General features: G+C 68.6%; 14 protein-coding genes and 1 tRNA gene. 4 read left to right on the top strand and 11 right to left on the bottom strand.

The genetic code is table 11. The features are described from left to right. Positions 1–1,109: O-antigen ligase family protein (locus VNE62_08715; GenBank protein ID HVE92363.1), on the top strand; the 1,109-nt coding region annotated here is incomplete at its 5' end. Between the two features lie 21 nt (positions 1,110–1,130). On the opposite strand, the gene VNE62_08710 is transcribed toward VNE62_08715, so the two are convergent. The 9 genes from VNE62_08710 to VNE62_08670 all read right to left on the bottom strand — a co-directional run bounded on the left by VNE62_08710 (position 1,131) and on the right by VNE62_08670 (position 12,583). Continuing rightward, positions 1,131–1,643, bottom strand: coding sequence for a prepilin-type N-terminal cleavage/methylation domain-containing protein (locus tag VNE62_08710; protein HVE92362.1), 513 nt, complete (start codon positions 1,641–1,643; stop codon positions 1,131–1,133). Positions 1,644–1,775: 132 nt separating this feature from the next. Then, positions 1,776–2,993: a type II secretion system F family protein gene (locus VNE62_08705; protein ID HVE92361.1), complete on the bottom strand. Its 1,218-nt coding sequence runs from the start codon at positions 2,991–2,993 to the stop codon at positions 1,776–1,778. A gap of 17 nt (positions 2,994–3,010) precedes the next feature. Continuing rightward, positions 3,011–4,642 carry a PilT/PilU family type 4a pilus ATPase gene (locus VNE62_08700; GenBank protein HVE92360.1) on the bottom strand — a complete coding sequence of 544 codons (1,632 nt, stop codon included), beginning with the start codon at positions 4,640–4,642 and terminating at the stop codon, positions 3,011–3,013. A 77-nt stretch (positions 4,643–4,719) separates the two neighbouring features. Further along, entirely contained in the window at positions 4,720–6,393 is a 1,674-nt protein-coding gene (locus VNE62_08695) for an ATPase, T2SS/T4P/T4SS family (protein HVE92359.1), read from the bottom strand. A 125-nt stretch (positions 6,394–6,518) separates the two neighbouring features. After that, positions 6,519–7,409, bottom strand: coding sequence for a shikimate dehydrogenase (gene aroE, locus VNE62_08690; GenBank protein ID HVE92358.1), 891 nt, complete (start codon positions 7,407–7,409; stop codon positions 6,519–6,521). Continuing rightward, on the bottom strand, positions 7,406–8,404 hold the full coding sequence (mltG, locus tag VNE62_08685; GenBank protein HVE92357.1) for an endolytic transglycosylase MltG: 999 nt from the start codon (positions 8,402–8,404) through the stop codon (positions 7,406–7,408). Before mltG ends, aroE begins: the two co-directional genes overlap by 4 nt. Next, the gene (gene ruvX / locus VNE62_08680; protein ID HVE92356.1) at positions 8,401–8,853 is read right to left on the bottom strand and encodes a Holliday junction resolvase RuvX; all 453 of its coding nucleotides are present in this window, start codon (positions 8,851–8,853) and stop codon (positions 8,401–8,403) included. Before ruvX ends, mltG begins: the two co-directional genes overlap by 4 nt. Then, positions 8,850–11,462: an alanine--tRNA ligase gene (alaS, locus tag VNE62_08675; GenBank protein ID HVE92355.1), complete on the bottom strand. Its 2,613-nt coding sequence runs from the start codon at positions 11,460–11,462 to the stop codon at positions 8,850–8,852. The genes ruvX and alaS overlap by 4 nt, the downstream gene beginning before the upstream one ends. Positions 11,463–11,512: 50 nt before the next feature. Then, complete coding sequence (locus tag VNE62_08670) at positions 11,513–12,583, bottom strand: MIP/aquaporin family protein (protein HVE92354.1); 1,071 nt, start codon at positions 12,581–12,583, stop codon at positions 11,513–11,515. 103 nt (positions 12,584–12,686) lie between these two features. Here VNE62_08670 and VNE62_08665 point away from each other — a divergent pair, with 103 nt between their 5' ends. Both VNE62_08665 and VNE62_08660 read left to right on the top strand, forming a co-directional pair. Continuing rightward, positions 12,687–13,076 (top strand): hotdog domain-containing protein, encoded by a 390-nt coding sequence (locus tag VNE62_08665; protein ID HVE92353.1) that lies wholly within the window; start codon positions 12,687–12,689, stop codon positions 13,074–13,076. Continuing rightward, positions 13,073–13,459, top strand: coding sequence for a metallopeptidase family protein (locus tag VNE62_08660; GenBank protein HVE92352.1), 387 nt, complete (start codon positions 13,073–13,075; stop codon positions 13,457–13,459). Before VNE62_08665 ends, VNE62_08660 begins: the two co-directional genes overlap by 4 nt. 11 nt (positions 13,460–13,470) lie before the next feature. On the opposite strand, the gene VNE62_08655 is transcribed toward VNE62_08660, so the two are convergent. Further along, entirely contained in the window at positions 13,471–15,084 is a 1,614-nt protein-coding gene (locus VNE62_08655) for an acetolactate synthase (protein ID HVE92351.1), read from the bottom strand. A gap of 112 nt (positions 15,085–15,196) precedes the next feature. Here VNE62_08655 and VNE62_08650 point away from each other — a divergent pair. After that, a tRNA-Ile gene (locus VNE62_08650) sits at positions 15,197–15,270 on the top strand. Between the two features lie 53 nt (positions 15,271–15,323). Here VNE62_08650 and VNE62_08645 read toward each other — a convergent pair. Continuing rightward, positions 15,324–16,544 (bottom strand): methyltransferase, encoded by a 1,221-nt coding sequence (locus VNE62_08645; GenBank protein ID HVE92350.1) that lies wholly within the window; start codon positions 16,542–16,544, stop codon positions 15,324–15,326. Between the last annotated feature and the right edge of the window lie 293 nt (positions 16,545–16,837).

Here is a 16,837-nt window from a genome sequence, read left to right as displayed (position 1 = left end):
CCGGGCTGGTTCGAGACGCCGCGCCTGCGGCCGCAGTCGCCGTCACTTTCGCATCGTGGGCGATCGTTGATGCCACGACCGACGGTCTCCGGCCTCTGTCGGCCGCTGCGCGCGCAGATCAGGTAGACGAGTCCCTCAGCGAGCGGGTGCGGGTCTGGAAGGTCTTCTCCCGCGGCTGGCTCGACAAACCGCTGTCCGGCTGGGGGCCCGGCACGGGCCAGGGGGCCTTTCTCTCCTCCGCCGGCGTGCGGGATATGCGAGTCCTAGGTCGCGGGTGGGCCGACGCCCACAACCTGTTCGTGCAGTCCGCCACCACGACTGGGGTCCTGGGTACGGTCGCGCTCATAGCTCTCTGGGCCGTGGTCGCGGCGAAAGCTTGGCGCAAACCGGGGGAGGCGTGGATTTTCGGCGCCGTGGCCGCTCTTGGCGTGTACCACCTCCTGCAGCCCCTGAGTGTCATCCTCACGCCCATGTTGTTCCTGTTCGGCGGCATGTTGCTCAAAGAAGCCGCGCAGGAGTGGAAGGCTCTCCGGCATGGCGTGGTCGCCCTATTGGCGGTCGGGGTGGTTCTCAGCTGCATGCGCTTTGGGGCGAGCTGGGCGGAGCGTTCCGGCCGGATCTATGGGTCGCAGACAGCCCTGAGGCGGGCCAGCAGCCTCGACCCTTGGCGGGTCCGCGCCCCTCATGAGCTGGCATTGTCGCTGGCGATCGACAGCAGGGCCGGCAGAAGCGGCGCCGCATCGGAGGCTTTCCGGATCTCTTCCTCGACGGTGCGGGAGCACCGCTGGGAGCCGACAGTTCGGTCTCTTGCGGCGGATGTGTCACTCGTAGCGCGAGACTTTGAGCAGGCGAGAGTGTGGCTGGTAGAACAAGTGGGGCGATTCCCGAACGATTACGCGACGCTCTCCTCGGCGTCGCAATTGTTCTTGTCCGAAGGGGACCTGGGCCTGGCGAAGCAATTCGCGTCACGCGCTCTTGAGATCCGACCCTTCGACCGCAGGGCACGAGCCGTGCTCCGGCAGGTGGAGAAGCGACAGATCGACGCCATGAAGGGTGCCTCTGCCCTCGCCGCAATGGAAGAGGGACCCCCTCGCGGGGGCCCCTCTTGATCCATAGGTCCCAGCGCGGGGTTACGGTGCCGCTGGGAACTTGTCGTCGCTATACCCAGCGGGCACAGCGGCGTCGGGGTCCGGCGGCGTACACGTAGTCGCCGAAGAGCTTCCGGTGACTCCGAACTGCGTCGGTCCCGTCTTGCTGTTCTCGTAGATCTTCCAGCAGTTGTCGGTCTCGGCGAGCACCGACGCCGAGAAGACATCCCCGACGTTCGCTGTATCCGAGAAGTCCCAGCCCACCGTCTTCGGGCCTGTGCTGGACCCTCCCTTGGCCGTGTACTTCAAGCTCGGCTCCCCAGCTGTCAGCTGGGCCACGGTGAGGCCGGTGTAGCTCTCGTTGTCGGTGAAGATCGTCTTCGCCGTCCCGAGCGTCTGCCTCACAGCCGTCTGAGCTGCACGGTCCTGTGCACGCTTGCGAGCGCCGAGGAACGTCGGGATTGCGATCGCGATCAGGATGGCGATGATAAGGACAACGACCATCAGCTCGATCAACGTGAATCCCTGCTCCTCGCGCGACAAGCGCTTTTGCATCATTTTGAACATTCGATTCCCTCCTTTCCTATGGGGTCGGCACGGCCCATTGGGCCCAGCCGCCATTCCTTCTTCATCGTCCCCCCGAGGGGGCACCTTGAGTGGTACGGGTATCCCCCATCCGGGGGACTCCTACTGGATCAGGTTCACGATCTTGAACATCGGCAGGTACAGCGATATGAGTATTCCCCCAACCACGACCCCCAGAAACGCGATCAGCATCGGCTCGATGAGAGACGTCAGGGCGTCCACGGTCGCGTCAACCTCCGCGTCGTAAAAGTCGGCGACCTTCTCCAGCATGCCGTCCACGGCTCCCGTTTCCTCACCCACCGCCAGCATCTGCACCACCATCGGGGGGAACACCTTGTGGCGTTCCAGCGGCCGCGCCAGGCTCTCACCTTCCCTCACGGAGTTCTGCACGTCCTTGACGGCCCTCGCCACGACCGTGTTCTGGACGGTTTCGCTCGTGATGTCCAGGCTCTGCAGCACGGGCACGCCGGACCTCATCAGGACGCCCAGCGTCCGCGAAAACCTCGACATCGCGACCTTGCGGAACAGCTCGCCGAACACCGGCATCTTCAGCTTGAGGATGTCCATGTGGTTGCGCCCGCCCTCGGTCGCCACGTATCGACGCAGCGCGAACGCGCCCCCGAAGATGGCGAGGATTACAAAGGGGAAGAACTTCCTGACGATCTTGCTGATCACGAGCAGGATCCGCGTCGGGACCGGAAGGACCCCGCCGAGACCCGCGTAGAGCTCCTGAAAGGTCGGTACGACGAACAGCAGGATCGCCATCAGGATGACGAAAACCAGGGCCCCGACCATCACGGGGTAGGTCATCGCGGACTTGATCTTGTTGCGTAGCTCGACCGCCTTCTCGAGGGTGTCGGCGACGCGGATCAGGACGTCGTCCAAAACTCCCCCGGTCTCGCCGGCCCGGACCATGGAGACGTAGAGGCCGTTGAAGGCCTTCGGGTGCTTGGACAAGGCCGCGGAGAACGAAGAGCCGGCCTGGACGTCACCCCGCACCTCGTTCCAGACCTTGGCCAGCGGCTTCGACTCCGTCTGCTCCGTCATGACGGTCAGAGCGCGGAGCATGGGCAGTCCGGCGTTGATCATCGTCGCCAGCTGACGGGAGCCCACGGCCACGTCCTTGAGCGAAATCTTGTTCCCGATCCCGGGGATCCTGATCTCGGTCTTGACGCCGCCCGTCTTCTTCTCCAGAACCTGGACGGGCAGCCATCCCTCCTGACGGATCCGCCCGACGGCGGCTACCTCGGAGTCGGCCTCCAGGGTCCCGGTGCGGACTCCACCACCGGCGTCGCGGGCGCGGTACGCGAACTCAGCCATCGCTCAGAACCTCCATGTCAGCTGACAACCCGTGTCTTCATGGCTGCCTTGGCCCCCGGCAGGCGCGGACCCCCGGCCACCCTCGTGAACTCCTCGACGGCGTGGGCCTTTTCGAGAGCCGACTCAAAGCTCACCTTGCCCTGCTTCACCAGGGCGGCGAGCGAGTCGTCCATGGTCAGCATCCCGTGCTGGGCCCCCGCCTGCATGATCGAGTAGATCTGGTGGGTCTTGGCCTCCCGGATGAGGTTTCGAATCGCCGAAGTCACGAACAAAACCTCGATGGCCGCAACCCTGGACTCGCCGTCGATGGTCTGCAGCAGCTGCTGGGCGACGACCCCCTGCAGTGAACTGGCCAGCTGAACCCGGATCTGGTTCTGCTGGTGCGGCGGGAACACGTCGATGATGCGGTCCACCGTGGACGGCGCGTCCTGAGTGTGAAGCGTCCCGAACACGAGGTGTCCGGTCTCGGCCGCCGTGATGGCCATCTGGATCGTCTCCAGGTCGCGCATCTCACCGACGAGGATGACGTCCGGGTCCTGGCGCAGGACGTGCTTGAGCGCGGGGGCGAAGCCGTGGGTGTCGGCCCCCACCTCGCGCTGGTTGACGATCGCCTTTTTGTGGGCGTGCAGGAACTCGATGGGGTCCTCGACGGTCATGATGTGGACCGCCTGCTCGCGGTTGATCATGTCGATGAGCGAGGCCAGGGTCGTGGACTTGCCGGAGCCGGTCGGACCGGTCACGAGGACCAGCCCGCGGGGCAGCTTGGCGAACTGCTCGACCTGCTTTGGGATCCCCAGCTCCTTCAGAGGCCTGATCAAAAACGGGATGAGACGGAACGCCGCTCCGAGCGAAGCCTTCTGGATGTAGACGTTGACCCTGAACCGGGCTTTGCCGGGCAGTGAGTACGAGAAGTCCAGCTCCAGCTCGTTTTCGAGGCGCTCCCGCTGCTTTTGCGTGAGCATCCCGTAGATGAGCTTCTGCAGGTCCGTCACGGTGAACACCGGGAACTCCTCCATGTGGACGAGGTCACCGTGGACCCGGAGCGCCGGTGGTATGCCGTTGGTCAGGTGGAGGTCCGAGGCGCCCCGGAGCATGACCTGCTCGAGGAGGTCGTGGATGTCCACCGCGGGCTCGTCGTCTCCCACGCCGAGGCGCTGTCCGATCTTCTGGCTGCCTTCCGCGTCGGCGTCCATGCGCGGTTCCGGGCCGTAGGCGGAGTCCAGCGCCTTCAGGATTGCGTCCCGGCCGGCCACAACCGGCTCGACGACCAGTCCCGAGTACGCGGCGACGTCGTTCAGTGCGGCATCGTCGGAGGGGTCGGACATCGCCAGCACCAGGCGGTCGCCGTTGTACTTCACGGGCACAACCGTGTGCTCACGCGCGATGGATCCGGTTATGAGCGCCACCACGCCGGAGTCCGGCTCGGTCACCGAGAGGTCCACGTAGGGGATCCCCTCCAGCTCCGCAACGACCTCGGCTATGCCGTCGGTGGCCAGCCCCGCCTCGATCAGAAGCGTAGTGAAGCTGCTCCCCGACTCCGACTGTTGCTGCCGGATGCGCTCCAGCTGCTTTGCCGTGAGGCGCTTGCGCGCCACCAGCGTCTCGCCCAGAGTCGTGTCCGCCTGGGTTTCCCTTGCCGTTCTCGCCATCTTTACTCCCGGATCCTTGCGTCCGGAAGGACTCCTGCCGGCCGCGAGTCTTCTTGTCTTTTGCTTTAGTCGGCTGCCTAAACCACGACTCTTAGGATCTCCTCCATGGTGGTGAGCCCCGCCACGACCTTTTCGATGCCGTCGTCGCGCAGCTTCTTCATGCCCTGCGCCACCGCCAGGCGGGCGATCTCGTCGGAGGACCGCCGCTCCACGACAAGGCGCTCCATCTCCTCGGTCATCGTCAGGACCTCGAGTAGCGCCACGCGTCCCCTGTAGCCGGTCTTGGAACACGCCGTGCAGCCGGCGGCGCGGTAGAGCGTGGGGAGCGGCTCATTCTCCGGCCAGGAAATCCGTGCCGCCTCCAGAGCCTCGCGAGTGGGTTCGTAGGGGTCCCGGCACTTCATGCACAGGCGCCTGGCCAGCCTCTGCGCCACCACGCAGTCGATTGCCGATGCCACAAGAAACGGCTCCACCCCCATCTCGCTCAGCCGAGTGAGGGCCGAAGGGGCGTCGTTGGTGTGAAGGGTCGAAAGGACGAGGTGTCCCGTGAGCGCCGACTCGATGGCCATGCTGGCCGTCTCGGAGTCCCGAATCTCGCCCACCATGATGATGTCCGGGTCCGAGCGCAGGACCGACCGGAGCGCGCCGGCGAAGTTCAGCCCGGCTTTCGGGTTCACCTGGACCTGGGACAGTCCCGGCAGCCGGTACTCGACCGGGTCCTCGACGGTGATGATGTTCTTGCCCGGGTCGTTGAGGATGTTCAGCGTTGCGTAGAGGGTGGTCGACTTCCCCGATCCGGTCGGCCCCGTTACGAGGAGGGCTCCGTACGCACGGCGGAAGGACTCCTCGAAGCGCTTGAACGAGTGGTCGGTGAAGCCGATGTCCTGCAGCGACATTACCGAAGAGGCCCGGTCCAGGATCCTGAGGACGATCTTCTCGCCCCATGCGGTAGGAAGGGTCGCCACCCGGAAGTCGACGGCCCGGTCCTTGATCTTGAGAGTGATCCGCCCGTCCTGCGGGACCCGGCGCTCGGCGATGTTCAGGTCGGCCATGACCTTCACGCGCGACACGATATGAGCCTGAAGCGACTTCTGGATCGGCCGCATCGCCTGGTGGAGCACGCCGTCGATACGGAACCTGATCCGCACGTCCCGCTCCGCCGGCTCCACGTGGACGTCGGAGGCCCGCGACTGCACCGCCTTGGAAATGATCTCGTTTATGAGCCGGACGACGGGGGCGTCCGCGGCCTCCAGCTCCTCCTCGGGCTCGTCTTCGACGCTCGCCTCGTCGATGAGGCCCTGGACGGAGGAGTCCAGTTCGGCCCCCTTTGCCAGGAAATCTTCGATGTTGGACTTCGGCGCCACGACGATCTTGATGTCGCGGCCGGTCATCGTCCGGATGTCGTCCACCGCGATGACGTTGGTGGGGTCGGCCATGGCCACGACCAGCTTTCCGTCCTCCGACGCCAGCGGCAGGGCCGAGTACCGGCGGGCCACCGCCGTGGGGATCAGGCCCCGGACGGTGGGGTCCATCTCGTACTCATTCAGGTTCACCCACTCGAAGCCCATCCAGCCCGCGCTGATGGACCGGATGTCGTCTTCGTTGACGAACCCATGCTCGAGCATCACGCGAAGGACCGTCTTCTTCGTCCGCTTCTGCTCGGCCACCGCGATCCGGAGCTGCTCTTCGGTGAGCAGGCCGGTGTTGACGAAGTCCTGGAGCCGGTTCTTGTTGCCCTTCCTGGTGATCATGCGTCCTCAGCTGCTCTGGGTGGCTTGACCAGCCTACCCCCGGGCAGGCTGGAGCAATCCGCATTCATGCAGTTAGATCGGCTGATTTGGGCCCCGGCTGAAGGCGCGAGGCGCGCGACCGGCGGTCAGCGCTTCTCAGGCGCCCGGCCCGCGGCCTCGTCCGCCGCCTGGCGCATCCGCGCCACGGGAGCCCCAACGCCCCACACCAGCTCAAACGACGCCCCCGCCTGCACGACCAGTGTCTCCAGGCCGTCGACGGCCCTCATCCCGCAGTTCCTCGCCTCCCGGACCAGCGCCGTCTCCCCCGGCGCGTAGACGAGGTCGAGCAGCGCCGCGCCCCGGGCCGCCAAGCGGCGGAGCACCTCCGGACCCAGAACCGTGCCCCCCGAAAGCTCAGCGGAGGTCGCGTTCACCACCAGGTCCACCTCCTGGGCGGCCGAACGGATCCCCTCCAAGGCCAGCGCCTCCACCGGGCCGCCCAGGTGCACGGCGGCCGCCTTGGCTCTGTCCCCAGAGCGGTTCGCCAGCAGCACGCGCTTGGACCCGGCTCCCCCAACAGTCCATGCCGCCGCCCTGCCTGCCCCGCCAGCTCCAAGCACCAGCACCGTCCGCCCCGCCGGCTCCACTCCCAGCGCCCGAAGCCCGCCCAGGACGCCTTCCGGGTCGGTCGTGTGGGCGTGCACGCCCCCGGCGGCGAAAACGAGCGTGTTCGCAGAGCCGATCCTTTCGGCTTCGGGCGACACTGCGTCCGCGATCTGGAGAACCCGCTCCTTGTGCGGGACCGTGACGTTCGCGCCGGCCGCCCCCAGCGCCGACAAGCCCGCGACCGCCGCTCGCAGGGCCTCCGGCGGCACGTCGAAAGCGAGGTAAGCGGCGTTGAGCCCGATTTCCCGGAATGCGGCGTTGTGGAGGGCCGGGGACAACGAATGGGACACCGGGTGCCCGAGCAGCGCCGCGAAGCGGGTGGCGGAGTCGAGCCTGCCCGGCCTCGGCGGCGCGCCCGGACCCTTGCTCACCCTCCCCTTGACTCCCGCGGCGTGAGCTTGGTCAGTCGCAAAAACTCGTTGTAGTCCTTGGTGAAGCCGTGGCGCCCCGACTTGTCGATGACGACGTAGTACAGCGCGTCTATGGGCGCCGGCTGAAGCGCCGCCCGGATGGCCTCCAGTCCCGGGTTTGCTATGGGCGTGGGAGGAAGGCCCTTGCGGGTATAGGTGTTGTACGGCGAGTCGCGCTTGCGGTCCTTGCGCGTAGGGACCTTGTGTGCCGGCAGCTCGTACAGAAGAGTCGCGTCGATCTGAAGCGCCATGCCCTTTGCGAGGCGGTTGTAGATGACGGCAGCCACCTTCGCGCGGTCTTCCGCCACCTTGGCCTCCCGCTCGACCAGTGATGCCAGGACGAGGGCCTGGTGACGCGTCAGGCCCTTGGACTCGGCCTCCGACCAGTCCAGGGCAGAGGTCTTCGATTCGAACTCCTGCACCATCCGAGTCAGCAGTTGCTCGGCCGTGTCCTTTTCCTCGATGACGTAGGTCTCCGGGAAGATAAAGCCCTCGAGGCTGCGGACGCGGTCCGGCAGGATCTTCGGCCGGACCCGTCCGGACTCCGCCACCTGCATGAAGTCCTGCTGCGACACCGGACCGCGGCTACCCACCTTCCGGGCAACCTGCTTGACGGTGTACCCCTCGGGGATCGTGATCGTGACGGACTTGGTCACCGCTCCTCGGGACAGGGCGTCCAGTGCCGCCTGGACCCCCATGTTCCTGCGCAGCTCGTAGCTGCCGGCCTCGATGCGCCCGTCCAGGCGGCGCGCCTTGGCCACCAGCCGGAACGCGAGCGCCGAAGGGACGATCTCCCGGCGCTCGAGCATGGCGGCGACCGCGGTCGTCGATTGCCCCGCCTGGACCTCGACCTGGACCCGCTCCCCCGGCTCCGGAGTTCGAACCAGCGCGTAGGCCGCCGCACCCCCGATGGCCAGGGACAGAACAACCGCGATGAGCAGGGTCTTGCGAATCATCCGGCGGTGCGCGCGCCCCCGGCGCGAAGCGACTCGAGATAGGAGCCCAGCATCAGGCACGCCGCGTGCTTGTCCACCAGACCGCGCTGTTGGCGAGCCGACTGGCCGGCGTCCTGCAGCCGTCGGGATGCCTCCACCGTGGTCAGCCGCTCGTCCCACAGGACCACCGGTACGGACGTCCTGCGGCCAAGGGCCTGCGCGAAGGCCTCCGCGGACGTCGCAGAGCCGCCCTTCGTGCCGTCCAGGGCCAGCGGCAGGCCGACCACGATCCGCGTAGCACCCTTCTGCTCGGCCACGTCGAGCACGTCGCGGACCAGGCTGTGGCCCTTGCGACGGCGCAGAACTTCCAGCGGCAGCGCGATGGCCCCCGATGGGTCGGACACGGCCAGGCCGATCCGGCTGGCGCCGTAGTCCACGCCCAGCACCACCCCAGCCTCCGCAGCAGTCACGCGGACAGGACCCCCTCGGCCTCCGCCGCGGCCGCCGCCAGTGCCTCGTCCAGGCCCGCGGTGTTGCGGCCCCCTGCCGAGGCGAGGTTCTCCTTGCCGCCGGCGCCTCCTCCGATGTGCGCGGCCGCCGGACGCAGGATCGCCCGGACGTCGAGACCTTCCGAAACCAGGGACGGCGACGCTGCGGCGACGATGTTCGCGCCTCCTTCGCCGGCGGACCCGAGGATCACCACACACCTGTCCAGCCTGTCCCGGACGGCGACTGCCACCTTGCGAAGCGTGCCGGAGTCCTCGCTGCGGCGGGCGGACACCAGCCGTCCGCTGCCGGCGGTCCTGGCCGTGGGGATCAGCTGCTCGACCGCGGCCTGGACCCGGTCGCGCTCCTGGGCCTCCAGCGCCTTCTGTAGATCCTTCTGCGTCGCAAGCAGCCGCTCGACCCCCGAAGCCAGTTGCTCGGGGCTGACGCGAGCAAGCTCCGCGGCCCGCTCCGCCTGGCGCAGGCGCTCGTTCACCCACCGCAGGCCATCGGTGCCCGTCAGGGCCTGAACTCGCCGCAGGTTCGATCCGATGCTGCCCTCGCCGAGGACCTTGACCAGGCCGATGCGTCCGGTCTGCCGGACGTGGGTGCCGCCGCACAGCTCCCGCGAGTAGTCGCCGACCTCCACGACGCGCACCACGTCGCCGTACTTCTCCTCGAAGAAGTGCATCGCGCCGAGCTCCTCGACCGCTTCGCGGTAGCCGGTCTCAAACCAACGCACTCCGTCGTCATCCTCGACGCGGGTGTTGATCAACTCCTCTATCTCAGCGAGCTGGTCCGGGGTCAGTCCGGAGAAGTGGGAGAAGTCGAAGCGCAGCCGTCCCGGCTCCACAAGCGACCCCATCTGCCGGACGTGCTCGCCAAGGCTCTCCCGCAGGACGTGGTGGAGCATGTGCGTAGCGGTGTGCGCCTGCTCGGCCCCCGCGCGGTGCCGCGGGTCCACGATCGCCCGGACGTCGTCGCCCGGCTGCAGCCGTCCGGACGTCACCCGCACGCGCAGGACGATGACCCCGGCGTGCCGCCGCGAGTCCAGGACGTCCGCGCTGCCTTCGCCGCCCTGGATCCAGCCCCGGTCGCCGACCTGTCCGCCGCCCTCCGGGTAGAAGGGGGTGGCGTCCAGCACCAGCTCCGCCTCCTGTCCCTCCGGGGCAGCTGAGACCGCGCGCAGGTCCTGCAGGACGGCCAGGACCCGCGTGTCGGCCTCCAAACCCTCGAATCCCACGAACTCCGCCGGCGGCAGGTCGATGTCCAGCGTCCGGACATCCCCCGCCTTGCCGGCGTGGGTGTCGGCGCGGGACCGCTCCCGCTGCTCGAGCATCGCGGCCTCGAATCCCGGCTGGTCGACCTCGATGCCATGGTCCTTGGCAACGTCCTGCGTGATCTCGAGCGGAAAGCCGTAGGTGTCGTGCAGCCGGAAGGCGACCTGTCCCGGCAGGACGCCGCCGGCCGTCTGCAGCTCCGCCTGCAGCAGGGAAAGTCCGGCCTCCAGCGTCCGGGCAAAGCGCTGCTCCTCGAGGGACGCGATCTCCACGATCGATCGGCGCTCGCGCATCACCTCCGGGTAGGCGCTGCCGAACAGGTCGACCACCACCTTGCACAGCTCCGCCAGCACCGGATCCGTCACTCCCGCGAGGCGGGCCTTCGTAACGGCCCGGCGCAGGATGCGGCGCAGAACGTAGCCGCGACCCTCGTTGGAGGGCATCACGCCGTCGGCGACCAGGAAGGTCAGCGACCGGGCGTGGTCGGACAGGATCTTCAGCAGGCGCTGCTCGGCCTCTGGACCGTCGCGGCGGGCGCCGGTAATCTGCTCGGCGCGCTGCATGATGGGCACGAACACGTCCGTGTCGTAGTTGGTGGGCACGTCCTGGAGCACCGATGCCATTCGTTCGAATCCCATGCCGGTGTCGATGCCCTTGCGCGCCAGTTCCCCGGTGATGTTTCCGTCGTCGTCCTGGGTGTACTGCATGAACACGAGGTTCCAGACCTCCGGGTACCGGCGTTCGTCGTCCAGGGGACCTTGCTCGCGTGCCGGGCCGTAGTCCGGACCGCGGTCCACGAAGATCTCCGAGCTCGGCCCGCAGGGACCCGCCCCACCCATGGACCAGAAGTTCTCTTTGTCCAGACGGTTGATCTTCGCCGCGGCCAGGCCGATCTGTTCGCGCCAGATCTGCTCCGCCTCGTCGTCGCTCACGTGCACCGTCACCCAGATGCGGTCGGGATCGATGCCGAACGGACCCGTCAGCAGGTCCCAGGCGAACCGAATCGCGTCGGGCTTGAAGTAGTCGCCGAATGAGAAGTTGCCGGCCATCTCAAAGAACGTGTGGTGGATCGGCGTGTGCCCGACCTCTTCCAGGTCGTTGAGCTTCCCGCCCGCCCGCATGCACTTCTGGATGCTGGCCGCGCGTGGGTGGGGGGCCGGGGAGCCGAGGAAGTAGGGCGCGAACTGCACCATCCCGGCCACGGCGAACATCACCGTCGCGTCGGCAGGGATCAGCGACGCCGACGGCACCACCTGATGCTGGCGCTCGGCGAAAAACGACAGAAAGTTGCGCCGGATGTCCTCGGCACGCATGGGATGTCCAGACTAAACGGCCCGGGCGCCGGCGTCCCCGGGCCGCAGGATCAGCCCGGGGGGGAGCCGCCCGTGGCGGGCGGCGGGGGTGGTGGTGGGGTCTGGCCCGTGCCTGTGGTGCCGTAGCGGCTGGGGTCTTCGGCCGGCGGCGGGTATGCCGCGGGAGGGGAACCTTGCTGTCCGGCCGGCGGCGGGTATGCCGCCGGGGGAGGGCTCTGCTGTCCGGCCGGCTGTCCGTAGCCGGGGCTCGACTCTTGGGTTGCGCCGTAGCCGGGCCCCGAGCCGCCCCCCTGGGCTTCGTCGTAGCCGGTACCGGGCGCGATGTCCTGCGTGGCAGGCTCCCGGGCTTCGGACGCGGGGGCCGAGTCTTCGTCCCACTGTCTCCACCGGTCCGCGTCGGCCGGCTCCGAAGGGGGCATGGACGCACCCGCCGCCACCGACGGTGTGAGCTCGAGGTCGTCCGGCGAGAAGAACGTCCTCCAGACGAGGCTGCCGATTGCCGCACCGGCTACCGGGCCCAGCCAGTAAACCCACCAGTCGGGAAAGAACCCCGACGCGAGCGCGGGCCCGAAGTGACGTGCCGGGTTCATGGCCGCGCCGGTGATCGGGCCGCCGACGAGGATGCAGGCAAACACCATCAGCCCGATCCCGAAGCCGCCGACGTTGGCGCCGCGGGGATCGACCCCAGTCCCCCACACGGCAAGCACGAGGAACAGTGTGAGTACGGCTTCGAACAGGATCGCGCGGCCAACGCTGTTGACAAGGATGCCCGGGGTGCCCAGGTTGACTCCGCTCCAGTCCTGCGGAACGAACAGCATCCTCAGGAGCAGGCCCGCCAGTGTGGCCCCCGCGAGCTGGGCGCCCACGTAGGCTGCCGCCCGCTCGGCCTTGATCTTGCCCGTCGCAAGGACGCCTATGGTCACCGCGGGGTTGAAGTGTCCTCCGGAGATCCCGCCGAAGACGGTGACCATCACGGCCAGAGCCAGCCCGTGGGCGGCGGCGATCCCCAGCAGGGAGACCTGCTGGGTCGAGTGGGACACGATCACGGCTCCGGCGCCGATCGTGACGAACACGAAAGTCCCGATCAACTCTGCGAAAGCGGCTCTCGGCGTGTCGGACAAGCGCACCCCCTTGGTCACCTGCTGTGACGACGCCGGTCAGCCTACATAACACAGCGTCGACAGTGCCTACACTGACCTCGCCGGAACGAGTCGCGGGAGAGCCATGGTCGAGGTGTCAGCGGGAACCGAGGGACGGGTCCAGCGCGTGGTCACCGACGCCGACACCGCCCGCGTGGCAGGTTCCGGGGATGTGGACGTCCTTGCGACGCCTGCCGTCGTGGCCCTCTGCGAGGCCGCCGCGGTGGCAGCGGTGGCCGATTCCCTGGAACCGGGGACCACGACCGTCGGGGCCCGGATCTCCCTGGACCACCTGGCCCCCACCGCCGTCGGCCGCACGGTCACCGCCACCGCCCGCTTGGAGCGGGTTCAGGACCGCACCCTGGAGTTTTTGGTCGAGGCGAGTGACGGAGCCGGGACGATCGCTACGGGCCTGCACGTCCGGGTGGTCGTCCGCCGGGATGCGTTTCTTGCCGCAGCTCAGCAGCGCGGGTGAGGCGCGTGGCCGTCCGGATGTCGGACGCGGAGTTCGAGTCGCTCGTGGCGGAGGCCGTGGACGGGCTGCCGGAGCCGCTCCGGGCCAGGCTGGAGAACGTGGACGTCGTCATCTCGGGCGAGCCGACACGCGACGAGCTCGAGCGTGCCGACGTGGGCCCCGGTGCAACCTTGTTCGGCCTGTACCAGGGGGTCCCCCTGACCGAAAGGACCGGCTGGTACACGTTCGTGATGCCGGACAAGATCACGATCTACAGGGGCCCGATCCTGCGGGCGTGCGCAGATGCCGATGAGGTGCGCGAGGAGGTAGCCGTGACCGTGGTGCACGAGATCGCCCACCACTTCGGGATCTCCGACGAAAGGCTGGACGAACTGGGCTGGTGACGGCCCGCGCTTCAGGCGAGGTTGGACGACCGCGGGTAGGCCACGGACGGGTCGATCAGGACGTTCACCAGGTACGGGACCCCCGAGTCGAACCCCCTTTTCAGGGCGTCCGCGATCCCCGACGGCTCCGAGACTGTCTCCCCGGCCCCCCCGAGCGCGGTGACGACGTCGTCATAGCGCGTCTCCTGCCTCAGGTCGGCGGCCACGTCCCAGCCGTACAGCCCGCGCATCGGGTGCTTCTCAAGTCCCCAGATGCCGTTGTTGCCGACTACGGCCACGACGGGCAGATCGTGGCGGACGAGGGTGTCGAAGTCCATCCCACTGAAGCCGAACGCGCCGTCCCCGAGCAGCAGGACGACCTGGCGTCCGGGGTGCACCACACGTGCGGCCATCGCGTAACCGAGCCCGGTCCCGAGGCAGCCGAACGGACCCGGGTCAAGCCAGCAGCCGGGCGTGTAGCTGTCCACGTACTTTCCCGCGTAGGACACGAAGTCGCCCCCGTCGCAAATGACCACCGCGTCGGGGTCCAGGACCTCGCGCAGCGCGCCGTAGACGCGGGCCGGGTGGATGGGACTGGAGTCGTTGAGCAGATCGGCGCCCTCTGCTTCCCGCCGGGACAGCTCGTGTTCCCGGAGCCGGGCCGCCCAGTCACTCCACTGCGGCTGCGGGGTCACGGCCGACGCAATGGCATCCAGCGCCCCGGGCAGGTCGCCCGCCACCGAGGCGGCCGGGGTGGCATGGGTGCCCAGCACCGAAGGGTCGTCCTGGACGTGGATCACGCGGCTGTCTCCGAACCGCCCGAAGCCCAGGCGGAAGTCCAGGGGCGTCCCGACCACCATCACCGCGTCCGCCTCCTTCAGGGCGACGGACCGGGCCCTGGAGACTGCTAGCTCGTGCCCGGCGGGGATGCAGCCGCGGGCGAGCCCGTTGCAAACCACCGGCAGGCGAAGGTGCTCGACCAACCGGCGCAGGGGCTCCCATGCGCCTTCCCACCACACGTCGGACCCGGCGACGACCACCGGACGACGCGCCTCCGCCAGCACAGCGGCCGCCGCCCCCACCGACTCCGGATCGGGATCCGAGCCGCGAGGACGCTCGCCCGCCTCAGGGACCCGGGCCTCGGCTGTGGAGAACATCGTGTCGAGCGGGACGTCCACGAACACGGGGCCGCGGTGCGGCGTGAGCGCGGCCACGACGGCGTCGTGCGTCCCGGCCGCAACCTCCGCGGGATCGAAGACCGTCCTGGCCACCTTGCACAGGGAATCCAGGATCGGGACGTGGTCCAGCTCCTGAAGGCTCCCGGACCCCCACCGACCCTGGGGGGCCCGGCCCCCGAGCGCCACCAGGGACGACCCCGCGGCGGCGGCCGAGGCAACCGCGCTGACGAGGTTTGTCACGCCCGGACCCGCAGTGCCGGCCGCCACGCCGATGGACCGTGTCAGCTTCGCGTGCCCCTCGGCGGCGAAACCGGCAGTGGCTTCGTGGCGGACGTCCACGATGCGGATGTCCCGGGCGACGCAGCCGTCGTAGATGGGCCAGATCTGGGCTCCGGACAGGCTGTAGATCGCCGTCACCCCGTGCCGCTTCAGGACTTCCGCGATCTGCTGTCCGCCGTTTCCCTCCAAAGCCCCTCCCGGTCGGTGACCTCGCCGCGTCCGGCTTCACGCGATCGTATCCACGGCCGGCGGCCGCCGGCAGGGCCCGGATGCGGACGTCGCGCTGTAGCATCCACCGTCCGGGCCCGTAGCTCAGACGGTCAGAGCAGCCGACTCATAATCGGTTGGTCCCAGGTTCGATCCCTGGCGGGCCCACGAACCCTTTTTGCGTCAAGGATCACACCGCACCTGGAAGTCGAGCCCACCCGTCAGGTGGCCTCGACTTCGGACGACGATGAGGCCTGGAGCGGCTCCCACGTCTCCAGCTCTTCGCTCAACTCCGGACCCAGCAGACCCTTGGGGTCGATCGGCGATCCGGACCCTGCCGTTGCCACGGACGCGACGGCCACGCGCCCTGAGACCCTCATTCGTACGGATAGGAGCGGCGTGAGACCCTCACGTCCGCTGGCTGCCTCCGTCTCCGCATCGTTGAGAACCACGGTCCGCCCCTCGCGCTCGACCAGCCGCAAGCAGACCTCGGCCGCTGGCCGGGCGCCACCCGGACCGCGCCTGGCCGGGACCGTTCGTCCCCACGGCGGGTTGGTCACCACCCGGCTTATGGAGCCGTCCGGCAGGGGCGCATCGTGCGCATCGGCGACGGCGAACCGGACTGTCGTGTCCGCCAGAACTGCGTTCTCTGAGGCTCCGGCCACCGCGCCGGCGTCGGCGTCGGCACCCATACAAAGCATGGCCGGCTCCAGTTTGGCCGCCTCGATCGCGATCGTTCCCGCTCCGCAATATGGGTCGAACAGGACCGACCCCGGCCGCAGGCCCGCCAGAAGGGCCAAGGCCGCGGCGACCGGCGGATGCAGCGTCCCCGTAGGACGGTTGCGCTTGTAGGACCGCCGGTGCAGCGGCGCATCCCCCACCCTCACGCCGAGCATCGCCTCTTCGTGGTCCACGTGCACCCGAATGCTGAAAGACGTCGCGACGAGCTGCGGCGGGGGGCCCGCGGCCGAGGCGCTTCTGGACGAGTACAGCCACCCAGTGTGTCCGGCCACGGCGGTCCCGACCGCGTCCTCCAGTTCGTAGCGGTTGAAGTTCCGGGAGCCGAGAAAGCTGGCCGAGACGTCGAACGCCGGCCGGTCTGCTACCGGCCGGACCAGCCGGACCAGATCGGCCGCTTCCACCACCCCCCGGACGTCCACCCGGCCCGAGAGCTCACCCAGCGAGGACCGCGTCCTTCCGATGCCCCCGGCCGTTCCGGCCCAAATGAACACGTCGTCGGCCGTGGCCGCCAGAAGGACGTCCTGCAGGCGCTCCTGCGGGACGTCGAACAGGACGGACCGGTGTCCTCGTCCCGTGATCCGGCCCCCCAGCCGTCCCCGGACCTCGGCCGCACACACCCACTCCACCCCGCGGGTGACCCGCGCCCAGACCGCGACACCGCCGGCCGGACCGCGTCCGTCACCCGGAGGCAACAGGACCACTTTCCCCGGGCAGGTTCCACCCGCAAGTCGAAAGAGGCCCCCGAAGGGACCGCTTCCGTTGCAGAAGATTCGTCATCCCCTACTGTCCCACCCCACGCCACCGGGGCAGGCTCCGGTCGACACCACCGAATCGGAGGGCCTGAAGTTCGGTGCGTGCGCGGCAGATACCGCCCGCGGCCTAGGTGTCACAACGGGCCTGACCGCTCCGTTATCGCCGCGTCGCGGCTCACTCGGCGCTGACCAGCGAAGACGGGGGCGAGACTCGACCTTGAGGAGTCGCTGGCCAAAAAGGC

It is taken from the genome of Actinomycetota bacterium (genome assembly GCA_035536535.1).
GTDB lineage: Bacteria > Actinomycetota > JAICYB01 > JAICYB01 > JAICYB01 > DATLNZ01.
The sequence above is the reverse complement of the archived record's forward strand: the minus strand, read 5'-3'. Positions and strand labels throughout refer to the sequence as shown.